Source organism: Kaistella montana (assembly GCF_024436175.1).
Lineage (GTDB): Bacteria > Bacteroidota > Bacteroidia > Flavobacteriales > Weeksellaceae > Kaistella > Kaistella montana.
Genome location: NZ_JANFQP010000001.1, coordinates 635,254 through 654,855 on the forward strand (window position 1 = coordinate 635,254; position 19,602 = coordinate 654,855).

General features: G+C 35.3%; 20 protein-coding genes. 16 read left to right on the plus strand and 4 right to left on the minus strand.

Annotation, left to right across the window (positions count from 1 at the left end; genetic code table 11):
- Positions 1–54: 54 nt before the first annotated feature.
- A complete protein-coding gene (gene rbp, locus NOV28_RS03040) occupies positions 55–405 on the plus strand; it encodes an RNA-binding regulator (protein ID WP_255928685.1) in 351 nt (116 codons plus the stop codon).
- Positions 406–447: 42 nt separating this feature from the next.
- On the opposite strand, the gene NOV28_RS03045 is transcribed toward rbp, so the two are convergent.
- The 3 genes from NOV28_RS03045 to NOV28_RS03055 are packed head-to-tail and all read right to left on the minus strand — an operon-like array spanning position 448 to position 3,368.
- Positions 448–2,241 (minus strand): DUF4153 domain-containing protein, encoded by a 1,794-nt coding sequence (locus NOV28_RS03045; protein ID WP_255927444.1) that lies wholly within the window; start codon positions 2,239–2,241, stop codon positions 448–450.
- A gap of 55 nt (positions 2,242–2,296) precedes the next feature.
- Positions 2,297–2,761 carry a BlaI/MecI/CopY family transcriptional regulator gene (locus NOV28_RS03050; RefSeq protein ID WP_255927446.1) on the minus strand — a complete coding sequence of 155 codons (465 nt, stop codon included), beginning with the start codon at positions 2,759–2,761 and terminating at the stop codon, positions 2,297–2,299.
- 4 nt (positions 2,762–2,765) lie between these two features.
- Complete coding sequence (locus tag NOV28_RS03055; protein ID WP_255927448.1) at positions 2,766–3,368, minus strand: phosphatase PAP2 family protein; 603 nt, start codon at positions 3,366–3,368, stop codon at positions 2,766–2,768.
- Positions 3,369–3,485: 117 nt separating this feature from the next.
- Between NOV28_RS03055 and pdhA the strand changes: the two genes are divergently transcribed.
- The 12 genes from pdhA (at position 3,486) to NOV28_RS03115 (ending at position 16,289) form a co-directional block, all read left to right on the plus strand.
- On the plus strand, positions 3,486–4,490 hold the full coding sequence (gene pdhA, locus NOV28_RS03060; RefSeq protein ID WP_255927450.1) for a pyruvate dehydrogenase (acetyl-transferring) E1 component subunit alpha: 1,005 nt from the start codon (positions 3,486–3,488) through the stop codon (positions 4,488–4,490).
- Positions 4,491–4,559: 69 nt separating this feature from the next.
- The gene (locus NOV28_RS03065) at positions 4,560–6,188 is read left to right on the plus strand and encodes a dihydrolipoyl dehydrogenase family protein (protein WP_255927452.1); all 1,629 of its coding nucleotides are present in this window, start codon (positions 4,560–4,562) and stop codon (positions 6,186–6,188) included.
- A 93-nt stretch (positions 6,189–6,281) separates the two neighbouring features.
- The gene (locus tag NOV28_RS03070; RefSeq protein WP_255927454.1) at positions 6,282–6,950 is read left to right on the plus strand and encodes an ABC transporter ATP-binding protein; all 669 of its coding nucleotides are present in this window, start codon (positions 6,282–6,284) and stop codon (positions 6,948–6,950) included.
- Positions 6,951–7,017: 67 nt separating this feature from the next.
- Positions 7,018–7,695 (plus strand): RadC family protein, encoded by a 678-nt coding sequence (radC, locus tag NOV28_RS03075; protein ID WP_255927456.1) that lies wholly within the window; start codon positions 7,018–7,020, stop codon positions 7,693–7,695.
- Positions 7,692–8,588 carry a hypothetical protein gene (locus tag NOV28_RS03080; RefSeq protein WP_255927459.1) on the plus strand — a complete coding sequence of 299 codons (897 nt, stop codon included), beginning with the start codon at positions 7,692–7,694 and terminating at the stop codon, positions 8,586–8,588. Before radC ends, NOV28_RS03080 begins: the two co-directional genes overlap by 4 nt.
- A gap of 124 nt (positions 8,589–8,712) precedes the next feature.
- Complete coding sequence (locus tag NOV28_RS03085) at positions 8,713–9,222, plus strand: DUF7935 family protein (RefSeq protein ID WP_255927461.1); 510 nt, start codon at positions 8,713–8,715, stop codon at positions 9,220–9,222.
- Positions 9,223–9,231: 9 nt separating this feature from the next.
- Positions 9,232–9,843 carry an inorganic pyrophosphatase gene (locus NOV28_RS03090; RefSeq protein WP_255927463.1) on the plus strand — a complete coding sequence of 204 codons (612 nt, stop codon included), beginning with the start codon at positions 9,232–9,234 and terminating at the stop codon, positions 9,841–9,843.
- Positions 9,844–10,000: 157 nt separating this feature from the next.
- A complete protein-coding gene (locus NOV28_RS03095) occupies positions 10,001–12,742 on the plus strand; it encodes a sodium-translocating pyrophosphatase (protein ID WP_255927465.1) in 2,742 nt (913 codons plus the stop codon).
- 160 nt (positions 12,743–12,902) lie between these two features.
- The gene (locus tag NOV28_RS03100; RefSeq protein WP_255927467.1) at positions 12,903–13,346 is read left to right on the plus strand and encodes a DUF2147 domain-containing protein; all 444 of its coding nucleotides are present in this window, start codon (positions 12,903–12,905) and stop codon (positions 13,344–13,346) included.
- Positions 13,347–13,349: 3 nt separating this feature from the next.
- Entirely contained in the window at positions 13,350–13,697 is a 348-nt protein-coding gene (locus NOV28_RS03105) for a phage holin family protein (RefSeq protein WP_255927469.1), read from the plus strand.
- 40 nt (positions 13,698–13,737) lie between these two features.
- Complete coding sequence (locus NOV28_RS03110) at positions 13,738–14,217, plus strand: PH domain-containing protein (RefSeq protein ID WP_255927471.1); 480 nt, start codon at positions 13,738–13,740, stop codon at positions 14,215–14,217.
- Positions 14,218–14,294: 77 nt separating this feature from the next.
- Positions 14,295–16,289, plus strand: coding sequence for a S9 family peptidase (locus tag NOV28_RS03115; RefSeq protein WP_255927473.1), 1,995 nt, complete (start codon positions 14,295–14,297; stop codon positions 16,287–16,289).
- Between the two features lie 77 nt (positions 16,290–16,366).
- On the opposite strand, the gene NOV28_RS03120 is transcribed toward NOV28_RS03115, so the two are convergent.
- A complete protein-coding gene (locus NOV28_RS03120; RefSeq protein ID WP_255927475.1) occupies positions 16,367–16,915 on the minus strand; it encodes a hypothetical protein in 549 nt (182 codons plus the stop codon).
- A 72-nt stretch (positions 16,916–16,987) separates the two neighbouring features.
- On the opposite strand from NOV28_RS03120, the gene NOV28_RS03125 reads away from it, so the two are divergent.
- From NOV28_RS03125 to NOV28_RS03135, 3 genes are all read left to right on the plus strand, one after another.
- Positions 16,988–17,509, plus strand: coding sequence for a DNA-deoxyinosine glycosylase (locus tag NOV28_RS03125; RefSeq protein ID WP_255927477.1), 522 nt, complete (start codon positions 16,988–16,990; stop codon positions 17,507–17,509).
- A 93-nt stretch (positions 17,510–17,602) separates the two neighbouring features.
- The gene (gene queA, locus NOV28_RS03130; RefSeq protein ID WP_255927479.1) at positions 17,603–18,652 is read left to right on the plus strand and encodes a tRNA preQ1(34) S-adenosylmethionine ribosyltransferase-isomerase QueA; all 1,050 of its coding nucleotides are present in this window, start codon (positions 17,603–17,605) and stop codon (positions 18,650–18,652) included.
- Between the two features lie 88 nt (positions 18,653–18,740).
- The gene (locus tag NOV28_RS03135; RefSeq protein ID WP_255927481.1) at positions 18,741–19,601 is read left to right on the plus strand and encodes a hypothetical protein; all 861 of its coding nucleotides are present in this window, start codon (positions 18,741–18,743) and stop codon (positions 19,599–19,601) included.
- Position 19,602 lies beyond the last annotated feature (1 nt).

Genomic DNA, 19,602 nt, shown 5'->3' on the forward strand with positions numbered 1-19,602 from the left:
GTTGACTTTCATTTATAATTTCAACAAGTATTAATTTTTTTAATTTTTTTTATGATGAACATTTTTGTTTCAAACATCAATTACTCTACAAGAGAAGAGTCATTGCAAGACCTTTTTTCAGAATTTGGCGAAGTATCTTCTGCTAAAATTATCACAGACAGAGAAACCGGAAGATCCAGAGGATTTGGTTTCGTAGAAATGAGCGACGAAGACGGTAAAAACGCTATCGAAGCTTTAAACGGAAAAGAATTGGACGGTAAAGAACTTAACGTTTCTGAAGCTAAACCAAGAGAAGACAAACCAAGAAGAAGTTTCGACAATAATCGTAGCGGAGGCGGCGGTTACGGTGGAGGAAACCGTGGCGGTGGTTACGGTGGCGGAAATCGTGGCGGTTCAAACTGGTAAGATTTTTCTACAAATAGTGAAGCGGCTTTTTAGCCGCTTTTTTTATTTAATTAATATCAACACAGATTCCGAATTAATTAGGAATTGGTCTTTATTATCAGCAGTTTTGCTTAAAATTATCGAATCAAACATGATTTTGAATTCGTAATTTCCGATGGTTTTTATGATGAATAAATCATCAACTTTTATTTCCCCATAATCTGGATATTTCTCAAATAATTTTCTCAAATCTGGAACCAAATTAGTTTTTTTACCGTTGAAAACCAAGTTTAATTCAGATTTAAACATACTTACCGGCATTTTTAATTCCACGAGATTGTTTTCAAATTCAAAATGATTTTCCTTGCAGTTGTATGCTTTGAAAAGATATTTGTAGCCGGAAATATCAGCATTGAAATTTTTCGCAAGGAGAGTGATGTTTTTCACAGTTGATGGAGCGCTTTTCTTTGAAACCGAATATTCTATATTTTTAAACTTTTCTTTGAAATCGTTTTTCAGTTCCCAAAAGTTAGCTTTAGCTAAGTTTTTAGAAAAAATTTTCTGTTGTTTATGATCCAAAAAATTCAATAAAAATTCATTTTCTCCACGTTTTGCCAGAAATTCAATTTTATTGGAAATTTCTTCTGCAACGGTATCCGGAACTTTTTTGTTAAAATCAATCTTTCCTTTTTCGAGGAGATTATTTTGGACTAAAATATTTTTTAATTCTGTTTTCTGACTTCTCTTTGCAACCGAAAAAGTATTAAAATAAGGAAAAATCAAAGCGAATAATCCGAAAATAAAAAGATTAATCGGTACAAATTTAATCGTGGATTTTTTAATGAAAATAAAATAGAAAACCACGGCTGTGAGCCACAAAGCAAGCAACAAAACGAAATATCGTGGTTCAGTATAGCCGTATTCTAAAATTCGGGTGAATATCGCTGTAAAAAGCAGTACAATCAATGGAACGAGCGTGTAATAAAAGATTTTTGAGAAAATTTTCACCCAAGATTTTGTAGATTTCTCTTTTAAGGGATGAACTAATAGCAGTGCTAAAATTCCTACCACAGAATACGCCAAAACCAAATAGGAAACCCAACCGCGTGGTAATTCCCAATTGAAGAGGATTTTTGCGGAGTAAAAAAAGAGAATAATCGAATAGATAATCAGTAGCGGAATAAGGACATATTGCGTAAAAAATTTCAGAATCAAAGGATATTCACTTTCTTTTTCCAAATCGGTGAGGCCTTTTTCGCTGAAGAGCAAAAAAATCAGACAACTCCCGAAAATGGAAAGAAAATAGAAAGTTTCTGCGTAATATTTTTGATTAAAATTAAAATCGAAAAGCTTATCCACTGCCAAAATCGCAAGTTCAACACCACCTGTTAAAACTCCCGTAAATATTGCCGTTAAAAAGATATTAATGAATAAATTTTTATTGTATTGCCAAAAATTAAGTTCTTTTTGTTTGCCCAAAAATGCTGAAAAAGAGACGAGCAAATGGGATAATATAACTGTTGGAATGATTAAAAAAGCATATTTTTCGGTGAAATATTTTTCATTTTCAGGAAGTAAGAAATAAAAACATACTAAAAATATAAATCCGGCAATTTCGAGTAAAAGCGATTTACCGATTCTTTGAGAAAGCATTTTTAAGGCAAACATCAGCGAGATTCCCATGCAGGAAACCAATGAAAATTTAATGAATGTGAAATAATTTTTATTGGAATTGAAGTCGCCGTGAGCAAAACATATCAGCGAAATTGCTCCAAGGAAAGCCATCAGAAGCATCATAGGATATAGGCGAAAAATTTCACTGGTTTTCGCGAAAATTTTCCGAATTTTACTTTGCATAATTTGTGTTTTTATGTTTTACTGATGCGCTGAAGTCGAGAAAGGAAAGTGGGAATTATTTTTTCTTCTTTTTCCCTTTTTTTTGTTTCTTTTTCTCCTTTTTCTTTAAAGTTTTATCAGAAGTAATTTCGTCAATAAAATCGACAATTGGATTTTCATTTTCAAGTTTTTTTGTTTCGAAAAGTGAGTCCAAATCTGCTTTTGCCAGCATTTTTGTATCTAGTAATGTTTTTAGCAATTCACTCGCAGAATTTTGAAAATATTGTTCTAGAAAGCTTTTCAGCCGAAATATTTTATAATCTTCATAAGGAATAGCGACGGTATATTTGAAAATTCTTCCTTCCTTTTCAATGGTTAAAAACTCTTTTTCTACCAAAATTTTTATAAAAGTAGAAACGGTATTTTGGTGAGGTTTCGGTTCGGGATATTCTTCCATAACATCTTTCATATAAGCGGAATTCAGCTTCCAAAGGATGTTCATTAAAAGTTCTTCGGCATGGGTGAGTTGGTTTATTTTCATAATTTTAATGGTGGATTTGGATATGGGTATAAAGATAAATAAAAGATACGAAACCAGCGATAAGAGCGCCTGAAACGACCTCCTCGATGGTGTGTCTTTTGAGAATAACTCTGGATATTCCTACTAGAATAGTAATGAAAAACCATATAACTCCCAATTTCGGATTGATTGAAAAAAATAAAGCAGCAACGAAAAGGTTGAAAGCGGTATGCATGGAGCTTTTGATGAAATAATTGCTTATTTGCATTACCAAAAGTAAAATCATAAGAAAAACCATGACCAGATCTGTATTTTCATTGAGAAAAAAATCATACAGAAGATAGACAAGGATAGCTCCAATTATAAAAAAATAAAGACTTTTTCGTTGTTGACGATTCGAAACATCCATATTCGTATAATTACCATTTTTCACATTCCAGAAAATCCAAATGGAAATAGGCAGAATCATCAATAGAAGAATAGGTAAAAACCGTGCTGCAGCTTCATTTACGGAATAATTCTCGTAACTGAAATACAGAAAATACAGAAAAAGAGAGGTGAGTGGATTGAAAAAATTAGAAATAATTTTCGAAATTCCGGTTATCAATGGAGGTGTACTTTTAAGCATAGAAATAAATAGAGTTTCAAAAATAAGTTTTTATCTGTTAATAATGAATATTTATCAACATATACTAACGTTTAAGACAAAGATTTTTATTATTTTTGCTGAATATTTCGATTAAATATGAAAGAATTTTCAAAAGAAGTGTACCTTAAATGGTATGAAGAAATGACGATGTGGAGAAGGTTTGAAGACAAATGCCGTTCTCTTTACCTCAAACAAAAAATCAGAGGATTTTTACATTTATATAACGGTCAGGAAGCAATTCCCGCAGGTTTTACCCATGCGATGGATCTTACAAAAGACAGTATGATTACCGCCTACCGTTGCCACATACATCCAATGGCGATGGGAGTTGATCCGAAACGAATCATGGCCGAACTTTGTGGTAAAGCAACCGGAACATCCGGCGGAATGGGTGGTTCTATGCACATTTTCAGCAAAGAAAAAAGATTTTATGGCGGTCACGGTATTGTGGGCGGTCAAATTCCTTTAGGAGCAGGAATCGCTTTTGCTGATAAATATTTCGAAACTGGTGGGGTGAATATCTGTTTCTTCGGAGATGGTGCAGCGCGACAAGGTTCTCTTCACGAAACCTTCAACATGGCCATGAACTGGAAGCTTCCTGTGGTTTTCGTTGTAGAAAACAACCAATATGCAATGGGAACTTCGGTAAAAAGAACCGCAAACCATGAAGATATCTACAAATTAGGACTTGGTTATGAAATGCCATGTTTACCTGTAGATGCTATGGATCCTGAAAAAGTGGCTGAAGCTGCTTACGAAGCCATCGAGAGAGCAAGAAGAGGAGATGGACCAACCTTCATCGAAGCGAGAACTTATCGTTACAGAGGTCACTCAATGTCGGATGCTGAACCTTATAGAACTAAGGATGAAGTAGCTGAACATAAAAAAGATGATCCTATCGAGATCGTGAAGAAAAGAATTCTTGACAATAATTGGGCAACCGAAGATGAGTTGAATGCTCTTGACGAAAAATCAAAAGAATTCGTAGAAGAATGTGTAGAATTTATGGAGCAATCTCCGTATCCAACTGCAGATAAAGTGTACGAATACGTTTATGCTCAGGAAGATTATCCATTCCTTAATAAATTAGAAAATAATTAATAATTTATTCTGAAAACGAAAACTGATTTACTAGCAATCGTTTTTAAATTTTAAATAAGAAAAAAATATATGGCTGAAGTAATTACAATGCCGCGTCTTTCCGATACAATGACGGATGGTAAAGTGGCTAAATGGCACAAAAAAGTTGGTGATGCAGTAAAAGAAGGAGATATTTTGGCTGAAATTGAAACCGATAAAGCCGTTCAGGATTTTGAATCGGAATTCAACGGAACACTTCTATACATCGGGACTGAAGAGGGTGGCTCTTCTCCTGTTGATGCTGTCTTAGCTATTATCGGTGAGGCAGGTGAAGATATTTCAGCTTTGAAAGGTGGAAATGCTGTTGCAGGAATTCCTGAAGAAAATAAAACTGAAGACAACGTTACTGCTGTAGAAACTACAAAACCAGTAGAAAAAGAAGAAGCTCAGTCTTCTGCTGAAATCCCGGCAGGTGTTGAAATTATTACCATGCCTCGACTTTCAGATACCATGACTGAAGGAAAGGTTGCAAAATGGCATAAAAAAGTTGGTGATACTGTAAAAGAAGGTGATATTTTAGCTGAAATCGAAACAGATAAAGCTGTTCAGGATTTCGAATCTGAATTCAACGGAAACCTTTTATATATTGGTACTGAAGAAGGTGGAGCAAGCCCTGTTGATGCAGTTCTGGCAATTATTGGTCCCGCAGGAACTGATGTTTCTGGAATTATTTCCGGAGGTGGAAAAAAAGCAGAATCTAAACCGGTTGCTGAAGTTAAAGAAGAAAAAGTTGCTGAGTCACAAACTGCTCAAGCAGCACCTGTTGCAACTTCATCAAATGAAAGAATTGCAATTTCTCCTTTAGCTAAGAAAATTGCAGAGGAAAAAGGTGTTGATTTAAATGCTTTGAAAGGAAGTGGCGAAAACGGAAGAATTGTAAAAAAAGACGTTGAAAGTTATACTCCGGCTACTGCTAATCAAGCGAAACCAGTTGTTGCTGAAGCAAAACCTGCTCCACAAGTAATGAATTTCGTTCAGGGTGAAGATTCTGAAACTCCAAACTCTCAGGTGAGAAATGTAATTGCGAAAAGACTTTCTGAAAGTAAATTTACCGCACCACATTATTATCTGATTGTTGAAATCAACATGGATAAAGCAATTGAGGCCAGAAAAGAAATCAATTCTTTACCAGATACCAAAATTTCATTCAACGATATGGTGATTAAAGCTACAGCAATGGCTTTAAGAAAACACCCGCAAGTGAATTCTACATGGCATGCTGATAAAATTGTTCACCACGGAAATATCAATGTTGGTGTTGCAGTAGCAATTCCTGATGGATTGGTGGTTCCTGTATTGAAAAATGCAGATCAAATGAATTATAACCAAATTTCAGCTGCAGTGAAAGATATGGCTGGAAGAGCGAAAAGCAAAGGTTTGAAAGCCAATGAAATGGAAGGTTCTACGTTCTCAATTTCCAATTTAGGAATGTTTGGAATCGAAACTTTCACTTCAATTATCAATCAACCGAATTCCGCGATTCTTTCCGTGGGTGCAATTGTAGAAAAACCAATCGTAAAAGATGGCCAAATCGTGGTTGGAAATACCATGAAACTTTCACTTGCATGTGATCACAGAGTGGTAGATGGTGCTACAGGAGCCGAATTTTTACAAACTTTGAGAACTTATTTGGAGCAACCTTTGACTTTATTGCTCTAGTTTTCATAAAACATACTTTTAAAATCCTTTCAAAATATTTTTTGAAAGGATTTTTATTTAAATATTAAAATCATTTTCACTATTTTTGAAGCTATGATAAAAGCAAGCAATATTCATAAATCATACGGAGATTTAGAGGTTCTGAAAGGAGTTGATATTCATATTTTGGAAGGCGAAGTTGTTTCCATTGTTGGAGAATCGGGTGCCGGAAAATCTACCCTTTTGCAAATCTTGGGAACTCTTGATACGCCTACCAATCCTAAAAATTTCAACACTGAAATCACTTTGGCAGGACAATCTTTCATTAATATGAATGATCGGCAACTTTCCAGATTCCGAAATGAGAATATTGGCTTTGTTTTTCAGTTTCATCAGCTTTTGCCAGAATTTACAGCCTTAGAAAATGTTTTGCTCCCTACGAGAATTTCCGGGAAAAACGAAAAAGAATCTTTGGAGAAGGCTCACTCGCTTTTTGAAGATTTGAATATTGCACATCGTCTTCATCATAAACCCAACGAAATGTCGGGAGGAGAAGCTCAAAGAGCTGCCGTAGCAAGAGCCCTCATCAATTCGCCAAAAATAATTTTCGCTGATGAACCTACGGGGAATTTAGACTCGAAAAATGCAGATGATTTGCACCAGCTCTTTTTTGATTTACGAGATAAATACAACCAAACTTTTGTTATTGTGACCCATAATTCAGGGCTTGCAGAAATTACAGATCGTAAATTGGTGATGAAAGATGGACAAATTATTTCATAAATCCGATTTTAATACTAGTTTTTGATTAATTTTAAAACGTAGTTTTTTAGCAGTAAATATCTTTATCATGTCCATAAAATTTCTTGCTGAAGACGATCAGCCACGGGAAAAATTTTTATTGAAAGGTAAAAATTCACTTTCTGATGCAGAATTACTGGCAATCATCATGGGAAGTGGTAATCGGGAAGATTCAGCGGTGGATTTAGGAAGAAAAATTCTCCATTCGGTAGGGAATAATTGGCACAATTTATCATTGCTTTCCATTTCAGATTTAATGAAATTTAAAGGAGTAGGCGAGGCAAAAGCGATTTCTATAGCAACCGCACTCGAAATTGGACGCAGAAGAGTTTCTCAGGAAGTTCCCGAAAAAGTCCAGATTTCCGAAAGCAAAGATTTTTATAGAGTTTTACAGCCTTATTTATCCGATTTGCAAACCGAGGAATTTTGGGCGGTTTTTCTTAATCAAAACAATAGGATTTTAGGTAAATCGAAACTCTTTTCTGGAGGGATTAATCAGTCGGTGGTGGACGTGAGAATTTTATTTAAAACTGCTTTGGAACTTTTTGCGACAGGAATCGGCATTGCTCACAACCATCCATCAGGAAATTTGAAACCCAGCCAGGAAGATTTGCGCATTACCAAACAAATCAGTGAAGCCGGAAAACTATTAAACATTCAACTTTTGGATCATCTCATTATTTCACAAAATTCTTATTTCAGTTTTGCTGACGAAAATTTGTTATGATTAAAAGACTAAAATACCAAGAAATAGATTTTGGAAAATATGAGGAATGTCTGCTGCGATCAGAACAGTATAAATATTCGGCAGAAAAACCATATTTGGATATTACCTCCAAAAAAAAATGGGAACTTCTCGTTTATAAAGATTACGAGGCGGTAATGCCAATTCCATACATCACAAAAATGGGGATCAAAGTTGTGGTAAACCCTAAACTTTGTCAGCAACTTGGTGTTTTTTCGAAAACCGATTCTGCGAAGATTAACGATTTGTTTTTAGATTATTTCGAGAAAAAATACCGGATTTGGTATTATGCTTTTAATGATAAAAACAACTTTTCGAAACAGTTAAAACAAAGAAAAAATTTCCTGATTTTCCCTGAGAAATATGAGAATGTTCAGAAAAAATATTCTCCTAAAAGAAAGCGTAAACTCAGATTAGATCCGGAAGTTTTGGAGGAATCTCAGGTTTCAGTTGATGTCAATTTTGATGAAGCTAAAAACTTTATCGAAAACAATATAATGGGAGTAGATAAAAAAAGCGATTTAGCTGATTTTATTATGATTTTTGAAGCATTTTATCAAGAAGGTTCGCTTCAGTTTTATGCATTTTATTATCAAAAAAAGATGATTAATTTGATTGCAATGCACATCAGTTCGAAATCAGTAACGCTTTTGGGAACATTTAATGATAAAAATTTCGTGAAATTAAGCGGAGCTTCAATACTCATAGATTACGCAATAAAAAATCATATCGAAACCAGGATTTTCGATTTTGAAGGTAGCGAAATTCCTTCTGTAGAAGAGTTTTTTCGAGGTTTCCGGCCGGAATTGAAGCCTTATACAGTAATTCAAAATTCAAAGAAAAATTTGGTTAAAAGAATATTTTTTGCTCGCTGAATTCTTTTGTCAATGGTTTTATTTTTCAATTCTTTTTTTTGTTTTTATTCAAAAAAACAAAGTCAAAAAAGTAATTTTTCTAGAATAACTAAAAAGTCGTAATTTTGCACTCTCATTATTGTTTATGATCGATTCGCCTTATTTTCCGTATGCTTTTGCTTTGCTGGTGGCTTTTCCTTTTTTGGTTTTCATCAGACAGTTTGTTTTTAGCTACATTAAACTTAAAAATCAGGAGATTAAATTATTGACAATTAAAGGGACTTCTGAACAACGAGTACATGCTTATGAGCGACTTACGCTTTTTTTGGAAAGGTTGAAACCATCCAATTTAGTCAGTAAATTCGACCGGAATCTTGCGCCGCATGAGTTTGTTTTTCTCATCGAAAAGACCATCAATGAAGAGTTTGATTATAATGCTTCACAGCAACTTTATATCACTTCTAAAACCTGGAAAAATGTAGTCAACTGTAAAAACAATATGTTGCATTTGCTTCACAAAACCTATGAAAATTTAAATGAAAATTCATCTTTGGACGATTATAAAACTGTTTTCTTGATGAATTATATGAATGAAGAAGATTTCATTGCGAATTGTTTAGAAGATTTAAGAAAAGAAAATTTAATAGTAAATTAATATAAATAAATGATACCAAATTTTAAAGCACATCCTTGGCATGGGATTTCTGCAGGAGCAGAAGCGCCAAATATTGTGAATGTTTTTGTAGAAATAGTTCCTTCGGATACCATCAAATACGAAATCGATAAGCAAAGTGGTTACCTGAAAGTAGATCGTCCGCAACAGTTTTCTAATATTATTCCGGCTTTGTACGGATTTATTCCTAGAACTTATTGTCATGATGAAGTTCTGAAACTTGCCATTGAAAGTGGTGCAACCGACGTGAATACTGGAGATTTAGATCCACTTGATATTTGCGTGCTTAGCTCGCACAATATCCACGCAGGAGGGATGTTGATGGAAGCAATTCCAATCGGAGGTTTCAAAATGATTGATAAAGGCGAAGCAGACGACAAAATTGTAGCTGTGATGAAAGGTGATCATGCTTTTGGCCATTTCCGCGATGTTTCGGAATTACCGCAAGCTGAAATCAAAAGATTAATGCATTACTTTCTAACCTACAAAAATCTTCCGGATGAACCGGCAAAATGTAGAATCGAGGAAGTTTATGGTGCTGAACATGCAAAAAAAGTAATCAAAGCTTCTCAAAAAGATTACGCAAGTAAATTCGGAGGTTAATCCAAAATACTTCTCAGATATAATAAAAACAGGTGTTCGCATCTGTTTTTTTTTGTTGATTTCCGTCATGAAAAAAAATTACAACTATTTGAAAATAAATGTGTACTTTAGATTTAAGGTTTTATTTAACAATTCGTTAACATTAAAAAAATAATCTATGAATCTATTTATTTTAGTACCTATTTTTGGTATTTTGGCCTTAATCTACACCTTTGTTCAAAGCGCATGGGTGAGTAAACAAAACGCAGGAAACGATCGGATGAAAGAAATCAGCGGTCACATAGCGGATGGTGCAATGGCTTTTTTAAAAGCAGAATACAAAATCATGTTGTATTTTGTGGTCATTGTAGCAGTTTTGCTTGGTGTGATGGGCGCTTCCAATGCTAATTCCCACTGGAGTATCGGTTTGGCGTTTATCGTCGGAGCTATTCTTTCGGCATTAGCAGGTTTTATTGGGATGAAAATCGCCACTAAAGCCAATGTAAGAACCGCCGAAGCCGCAAAAACATCTTTGTCTAAAGCTTTGAAAGTTTCTTTTACTGGTGGTTCCGTCATGGGAATGGGGGTTGCTGGTTTAGCAGTTTTGGGTTTAGGTTCTTTATACCTAATTATTAAGCAAATTTTTGCACCTGGTTCCTCAGTTGATTCTCATGAAATGGAAAAAACCATCGAAATTCTTACTGGTTTTTCGTTAGGAGCAGAATCGATTGCACTTTTTGCAAGAGTTGGTGGCGGTATTTATACCAAAGCTGCCGATGTAGGTGCTGATTTAGTAGGAAAAGTAGAAGCCGGAATCCCAGAAGATGATCCCCGAAATCCCGCTACAATTGCGGATAATGTGGGAGACAATGTAGGAGATGTTGCCGGAATGGGAGCGGATTTATTTGGTTCTTATGTGGCAACTGTTTTAGCAACAATGGTTTTGGGAAGAGAAACTTTCTCCCAGGATGCATTTGGAGGATATGCACCGATTCTTTTGCCAATGCTTATCGCAGGAACAGGAATTATTTTTTCAATGATCGGAACTTTATTTGTGAAAATTGCTGATCAAGCAGAATTGGATACCGCACCGGTACAAAATGCCCTGAACTTAGGAAACTGGGGAAGTATCGTTCTCACCGCGGTTTCTTCTTATTTTTTGGTTAATTATTTATTGCCGGAAACCATGACTTTAAGAGGTCACGAATTCACCAAAATGGGAGTTTTCGGAGCAATTATCGTGGGATTGGTTGTGGGAACTTTAATGAGCATCATTACTGAATATTATACAGCAATGGGAAAAAGACCCGTGAAAAGTATCGTAAAACAATCCTCAACTGGTCACGCAACGAATATTATTGGAGGTTTATCTGTTGGTATGGAATCTACCTTGTTGCCAATTTTGGTTTTAGCAGGAGGAATTTATGGATCTTTCCTTTGTGCCGGACTTTATGGTGTAGCAATCGCAGCAGCCGGAATGATGGCTACAACAGCAATGCAATTAGCGATTGATGCTTTTGGACCTATCGCAGATAACGCAGGTGGAATTGCCGAAATGAGTGAATTACCTAAAGAAGTTCGCGAAAGAACAGATATTCTTGATGCCGTTGGAAATACCACTGCAGCAACTGGAAAAGGTTTTGCAATCGCTTCTGCGGCATTAACGGCTTTAGCTTTATTTGCTGCTTTTGTGGGAATTGCGGGTATTGATGGAATTGATATTTACAGAGCTGATGTTTTAGCCGGATTATTTGTTGGAGCGATGATTCCATTTATATTTTCTTCATTGGCCATCAAAGCTGTAGGAGAAGCGGCCATGGCTATGGTAGAGGAAGTTCGTCGCCAATTCCGAGAAATTCCGGGAATCTTAGAAGGAAAAGCAACTCCTGAATACGAAAAATGTGTAGCCATTTCTACAGATGCTTCAATCAAAAAGATGTTACTTCCGGGTGCAATTGCTCTTATTTCTCCTCTTTTAATAGGTTTTATTTTTGGACCAGAAGTTTTAGGTGGATTTTTAGCTGGAGCAACTGTTTCCGGTGTATTGATGGGAATGTTCCAAAATAATGCTGGTGGAGCATGGGACAACGCAAAAAAATCCTTCGAACAAGGTGTTGATATCAACGGACAAACTTATTATAAAGGTTCAGAACCTCATAAAGCTTCCGTTACCGGAGATACCGTAGGAGATCCTTTTAAAGATACTTCTGGACCTTCCATGAATATTTTAATTAAATTAATGTCGATTGTTTCATTGGTTATTGCTCCGACTTTGGCAGTTATACATAAAGATAAAATTGAGGAAAACAGAAAACAAAAATTAGAATCTTTAATGGCAATTTCCGGAACTACTGCCGCAAAAACCGTTGCTGTAGAAGGAATGGATGCTGGAACGCCGGTTGCAGCTCAGGAAGTGAAAGGAACTTTAAATGAAGAAGGAGATTTCGTGTATGATACTGGTGATATACAAGAGATTAAATTATCCAACAAATCCATTGCTATCGGGGAAAACAGCCAGTTGTATGCTTTGTATAGTGGCGTGAAATTAGAAGATCAAAAAATTCTTGATCCAAACCAATGGTACACTATTGAAAATCTTTATTTCCAAAGTGGAAGTGGTGATTTGAAGCCAGGTTCCGAAGCTCAACTTAATAATTTGGCCGAAATCATGAATGCTTATCCTAATTTGAAAGTGAAATTGGGAGGTTATACCGATAATACAGGTAATGAAGAAAGCAATTTAAAATTATCAAACCTTCGTGCACAAACTGCTAAATTGAAATTACTGGAAATGGGAATTTCTGGCGACAGAATAGAAGCTGAAGGTTATGGATCTCAATTCCCGGTTTGCGAAGCCAATGATACCGACGAATGCAAAGCACAAAACAGAAGAATAGATGTGAGAGTGCTAAGTTTTTAATAAAATCATAACAAATCAATATAAAATCCCAGCTTAGAGTTGGGATTTTTGTTTTATTATAAATTATTTTAATTAAAATGTAAAAATTTCGGGGATTTACTTTAAAAAATGGCAAACAACTTGTATATTGCTTCCCATGATTGAAAGATACTTTTTAATAGTGTTCAGCTTTATTTTTTTGAACATTAGTGGGCAATCCAAAGCAGATTTTGTTTTGGGTAGTTGGCTTGCTACTGATAAAAGCGTGGCAGTAGAAGTATATAAAGTAAATGAAGAATTTCGGGCAAAAGTACTATGGTTCGATCAAACATTGGGTAGCGGAAAACCGATGAATATGCGATACGATACGGAAAATCCTAACCCTGCACTTCGTAAAAGAAAAATACTCGGAATGGAAATTCTCGAAGGATTGCGCTATAATGCTCACAATAGTTCGTGGGAAAATGGAAAAATCTATGATGCGACCTCCGGTAGATATTGGGATTCTTCCGCAAGTTTAAACAAAGATGGAACCCTAAAAGTACGAGGTTTCTGGAAATTTAAATGGATAGGAAAATCGATGTCATTTAAGAAAATATCTCATGATGTATTAACTAAATTATAATATATGAACTTAATTATCAGATTGTTAGTAACCGCAGTGGTTGCTTTTTTCCTCACGAAAGTTTTATCAGGTGTCCATATCGATGGATTTTCTACGGCGCTTGTGTTTGCTATTGTTTTGGGAGTTTTAAATTTAATTGTAACTCCAATTCTGAAAATTTTAGGGTTGCCGTTAACAATTATTACCCTTGGATTTTTCTCTTTAGTAATCAATGCTTTGGTGATTTTACTTGCCGATTATTTTATTGATGGAATGACGGTTGACGGTTTCTGGTGGGCCTTTATTTTCAGTATTGCGCTTTCAGTGATCACTTCGTTATTGAGCGGAATTTTTGCTTCTTCAAAAGATTAAATTTCTTTTTTAATTAAATTTTTCTATTTAATTCATATAAATGAAAACTTTTCCAACAGCAAAGATGGATCAACAAACTCTGGTTTTCACCATGATTTTTGGTGCTATTTGTCATGCTGTAATTGGTTTTTGCGGTTACGAAATTCTCACCAAAAAGGCGTTTTTTCTGCTTTTTCCTGTGACTATAGTTTGCTTTGCTTTGGTTTCGTCCTACTTGATGATTCCGATAATTTCAGTGGATTCACAGAAGAATATTTTAATTAAAAACCAATTTGTGAATTTTAAAATTAAAAGGGAAGAAATCGCAGATTTGGAAATAATTTCAGGGAAAAAATTCAACATCCGAACCTTTGGCGTCGGTGGTTTATTCGGTTATTTCGGTTATTTCAACGGAAACGACGTGTGGTATGTCACGAATCTCGACAAGAAAGTACAAATCAAATTGAAATCCGGAAAAACTTACATGATTTCGCCCGAAAATACAGAAGATTTCCTTAGAGAACTTGAGCTGTTGTATTAATTAATCGGCTTAATTTTCTTTATCTTTGTCAAACTGCAGTCTGAATTTCTTACTGCAGTTTTTTTAAATTAATTTTTATGAAGCTAAAACACACCATTCTTGCTATTGCAGCACCTTTTCTTATGAATGCACAAAATGTGATGACGCCGGAAATTCTTTGGACACTCAATAAATTGGGTGTTACCGCAGTTTCTCCTGATCAGTCTTCGTTAATTTATTCCATCGGAAAAACCGACCTAAAAACCGAAAAGAATAATAAGAAAAACTACTTTTTCAACATCAGAACGGCAGAATCCACGAATCTGGATTTAGGTAAAAAAGCGTTGATCCAGTGGGATAAAAACGGAATTTATGCTCAGGAAGGAGATAAAATTTATCTGTCGAAAAATGTCGGAAAAACATGGATAGAATTCTACACCATCGGCGATGCCGAGAATATTGTGATTTCTCCTGATGGAAAAAAAGTAGCTTTCAGCAAGCAGGTTTTGGTTGAAAAAGTGATGGGAAAAGATAAATATTCCGATGTTCCGAAAACGACAGCGCACATTTATACCGACCTGAATCACCGTCATTGGGATTATTTTAATGAAGGTAAATACAATCATATTTTTGTCGTAAATGTTTCTGAAAAAGTAGAAAATGCTAAGGATTTGCTCGAAGGAAAAATGTGGGATTCTCCGCAAAGGCCATTTGGTGGAGCCGAGGATTTTATTTGGAGTCCGGATTCTAGCCAATTGTTATATGTTACTAAACCATTGAGCGGTGCAGAATACGCAAAATCAACGAACACTGATATTTTCGCGTACGATTTAAGCTCAGGTGTTACCAAAAACCTTACAGAAAGCAATAGAGGTTATGATATGGGACCGAAATTTTCACCTGACGGAAAAACACTTTTGTGGATGTCGATGGAAAGAGAAGGTTATGAAGCTGACAAAAACGACATCAAAATCATGGATTGGAAATCCCAAAAAGTTTCCAACCTTACTAAAAAGTGGGACGAAAGTGTTGTAGGTGACGTTTTTTGGGCTGCAGATTCTAAAACAATTTATTATACCACGGCTTTCAGAGGGACCAAACAGCTTTTTTCTTTAAATCCGAAAACTGAAAAAATCCAGCAAATTACCAAAGGCGATTTCGATGTGAATGAAATTTTGGCACTGAACAAAAACTCATTATTAGTTACTAGAACCGACATCAATCACAATCCGGATTTGTTCTCTGTTGATTTAAAAAATGGAGCAATGAAACAGGTTACAGAAGTTAATAAAGATAATTATTCCAAAATAACTCCAGGGAAATCGGAGTTGAAAATGGTAAAAACCACCGATGGAAAAGAAATGGGAGTTTGGTTTCATTATCCACCAAATTTCGATCCGAGCAAGAAATATCCTACGCTTTTGTATTGTCAAGGCGGTCCGCAATCTGCTTTAACTCAATTTTTCAGCACCCGTTGGAATTTTGCATTAATGGCTGCAAACGGATATATCGTTGTTGCACCAAACCGTCGTGGAATGCCGGGTTGGGGAACAAAATGGAATGAAGAAATTTCTAAAGATTGGGGAGGTCAACCGATGAGAGACTATCTCGCGGCTACAGATTTTGCTAAAACTTTACCTTATGTCGATGGTGACAGAATGGGAGCAGTAGGAGCAAGCTACGGTGGATACAGCGTTTTCATGTTGGCGGGAATTCATAATAACCGTTTCAAAACTTTCATTGCGCACGACGGATTGTTCGATATGAAATCCTGGGCTTTGACGACTGAGGAATTATGGTTTGCCAATTGGGATTTAGGTAGCCCGACTGAAAAGCCGCTTCCTAAAGCGTTTACCGATTTTAACCCAATTAATTTTGTTGACAAATGGAATAAGCCGATCATGATTATCCAAGGTGGAATTGATTATCGTGTTCCTTATGAACAAGGTCAGGAAGCGTTTCAAGCGGCGAAACTTCACGGTTTGAAATCGAAATTCCTTTATTTTCCGAACGAAAATCACTGGGTTTTGAATGCTCATAACGCGTTGGTTTGGCAAAGAGAATTTTTCGATTGGTTGAAAGAAACGCTTTAATTCAACTTTAAAAAATAATTAAAAAAAAGGCTTCTGAAATCATTCGGAAGCCTTTTTATTATTAAAGAATTTGTATTTTACAATTGTACTTTCACATTGAAACCAGAATTGATTCTCAAAGTGATTTTATCTGCGGAAACTCTGTTTCCTTGGATTTCGAATATCAAAGAATTTTGAGAAGTTCGGAAATATTCCAAAAGTTCTTCGTTTTCTACCGTGAAAGTAATCGTATCTGCATTCACATTGTTGTAGGAAGTGGCAATTAATTTTTCAGGAAGATTGGGCGCTTTGATGTAAATTTTCGCATTCTTAATGACATCCAATTTAGTGTCGAATTGCGAACTTAGAAATTGAATATTTAATGCATTCAGTTTTACAGATTTTAAGTTGTTGATCGAGAAATTGGGATTATTTTCTTTAATCTTTTTATCCAAATCGACATTCATTGGAATTTCTGGAGTTCGAGTGTAAGAAGTGGTACTTACGGTCGCAAAAGGAACTGTAACATCGGTGGAGAACGGAACATCAAAAGGCGGCAACACATCCAAAACCGAGTTTACAACGTCTCTACAACTGCTCGTAAGGAATAGCACGAGCATCCCGAAAATGAGTGATAACTTTTTCATAAATTTATTTTTTTTAAACTTTGCTTGCATTAATCGTTCCAGAAAATATTTTCTTGATAAAAAATTAAATAAATGAATTTGAAAGAGCCATCAAATCGTATTTCGTCGTTTGCTCCTGTTATTTCAGAAGATGCCCAAATTTTAATTTTAGGTTCGGTTCCGGGCGTGAAATCTTTGGAAATGCAGCAATATTATGCGCATCCTCAAAACCTTTTCTGGAAGATTATTTTTCAATTATTTAATGAAAATTTCACCACAGATTATGATGAAAAAATTAAGATTTTGAAACGAAATAAAATTGCACTTTGGGATGTAATCGATACTTGCGAAAGAAAAGGGAGTTTGGATTCTGAAATTAGAAACGAAGAGGCAAATGATATTCATCAATTGCTAAAAAATTATCCAAATATTAAAGCAATTTTCTGCAACGGACAGAAATCTTTTAAAAATTTGAAAAAAATAATGGGAATAGAATGTGCAATTCCTATATTTGTTTTACCGTCAACAAGTCCGCTTCACACCATTTCTTTCGAAAAAAAATTGGTAGAATGGAAGAAAATCATTGAGTTTACAAATAATCAACAGTTTAAATGAGCTAAACTTGACAAAGCCTCCTCAATGTCGTATATTTGCAGGCCGAAAATCGTTGGGTTTTTGGACATTAATTTTTAAACCGTAATTTAAAAAATGAAAACATCTGATTTTAACTTCCATTTACCGGAAGAACTTTTGGCAGAACATCCCGCTGAGCACAGAGACGAAGCGAAACTGATGGTTCTGGACCGAAAAAAACAAACCATTGAACATAAATTATTCAAAGATGTAGTCGATTATTTCGATGAACACGATCTTTTTATCTTCAATAACACTAAAGTTTTCCCAGCAAGATTATACGGAAACAAAGAAAAAACCGGCGCGAAAATCGAAGTTTTCCTTTTGAGAGAACTCGATAAAGAAACCCGAGTTTGGGACGTTTTGGTAGATCCTGCAAGAAAAATAAGAATTGGGAATAAATTATTCTTCACCGAAGATGAATCTTTGGTTGCTGAAGTAATTGATAACACGACTTCTAGAGGTAGAACTTTGAGATTTTTGTACGATGGTTCTTACGAAGAATTCCGTGCTAAATTGAAAGAATTGGGCGAAACTCCACTTCCGAAATACATCAAAAGAGCCGTGGAACCTGAAGATGCGGAGCGTTACCAAACCATCTACGCAAAACACGAAGGCGCTGTAGCAGCTCCAACTGCTGGTTTGCACTTCTCGAGACATTTGATGAAAAAACTCGAAATCAAGGGAATTGATTTTGCTGAAATTACATTGCACGTTGGTTTGGGAACTTTCAACCCGATTGAAGTGGAAGATCTGAGCAAACACAAAATGGAATCCGAGGAAGCCATTATCGATCAGAAAAATGCAGATATCATCAACAATGCTGTTGCTGAACAAAGAAGAGTTTGCGCAGTAGGAACAACCACAATGCGTGCATTGGAAACTTCGGTTTCTTCCAATAAAAAAATTGGTCCTTATCATGGTTGGACGAATAAATTCATTTTCCCACCACATGAATTTGGAGTTGCAAACGCAATGATTACCAATTTCCACACGCCAAAATCTACTTTATTGATGATGGTTGCTGCGTTTGCAGGAAAAGATTTCGTGATGCAGGCTTACGAAGAAGCCATTAAAAATGAATACAAATTCTATTCTTACGGCGACGCGATGCTGATTTTGTAAAATCTCAGAACAGATACAAATTTTTATTAAATGCACAATTTCGGTTGTGCATTTTTATTTTAGTAATTTTGGAAATCAATTAAAATTTATGAAAGCTTTATTTTTTGCCACAATCACTTTATTAGCCATTAATTGCAAACAAAATGCACAACAAAGAATCGAAGTGATCACCACCTTACCCAAGGAGATCAAAGAAGCATCGGCTTGTGAAATCTCGAAAACTTCCAATTTAATTTGGACAATAGAAGATCAAGGCAATGAAAATCTACTTTTTGGATTTAATAAAAAAGGAGAATTGATTCGCAAAATCCGAATTTCAAATGTTGAAAATAACGATTGGGAAGATCTTTCTTCTGATGATCAAGGAAACCTTTATATCGGAGATTTCGGGAATAATGATAACGAAAGACAGAATTTGGCCATTTATAAAATTAATGCAGCCGATTTGAATAAAGATGAAGCAAAAGCTTCGGAAATTGTGCAGTTTTACTATCCCGAACAAAAGGATTTTCCGGCAAAAAAGAAAGACAGAATTTTTGATGTGGAATCTTTTTTCGTTTATAACAACCAATTTTATTTATTTACGAAAAACAGAAGCTCCAAATTCGACGGAACCACTTCTCTGTACCGCATTGATAATAACTCACAAACAAAACTTCCGGCAAAAAAAATATCTGAATTTGTGACTTGCGATAATTTCAATCATTGCGCAGTGACCAGCGCGGCGATAAGTCCCGACAAAAAGAAAGTTGCGATTTTGAGTTCTGATAAAGTTTGGGTTTTTACTGATTTTAAAGATGATAATTTCTTTTCAGGAAAATCCAAAACTATTGAACTGGAAAGTTTTACCCAAAAAGAAGGCCTTTGTTTTGAGACAAACGAATCTGTGTTAATCACCGATGAAGCAGAAAAAAAAGGAGAATCTTTTCTTTATCAATTAAAATTATAAT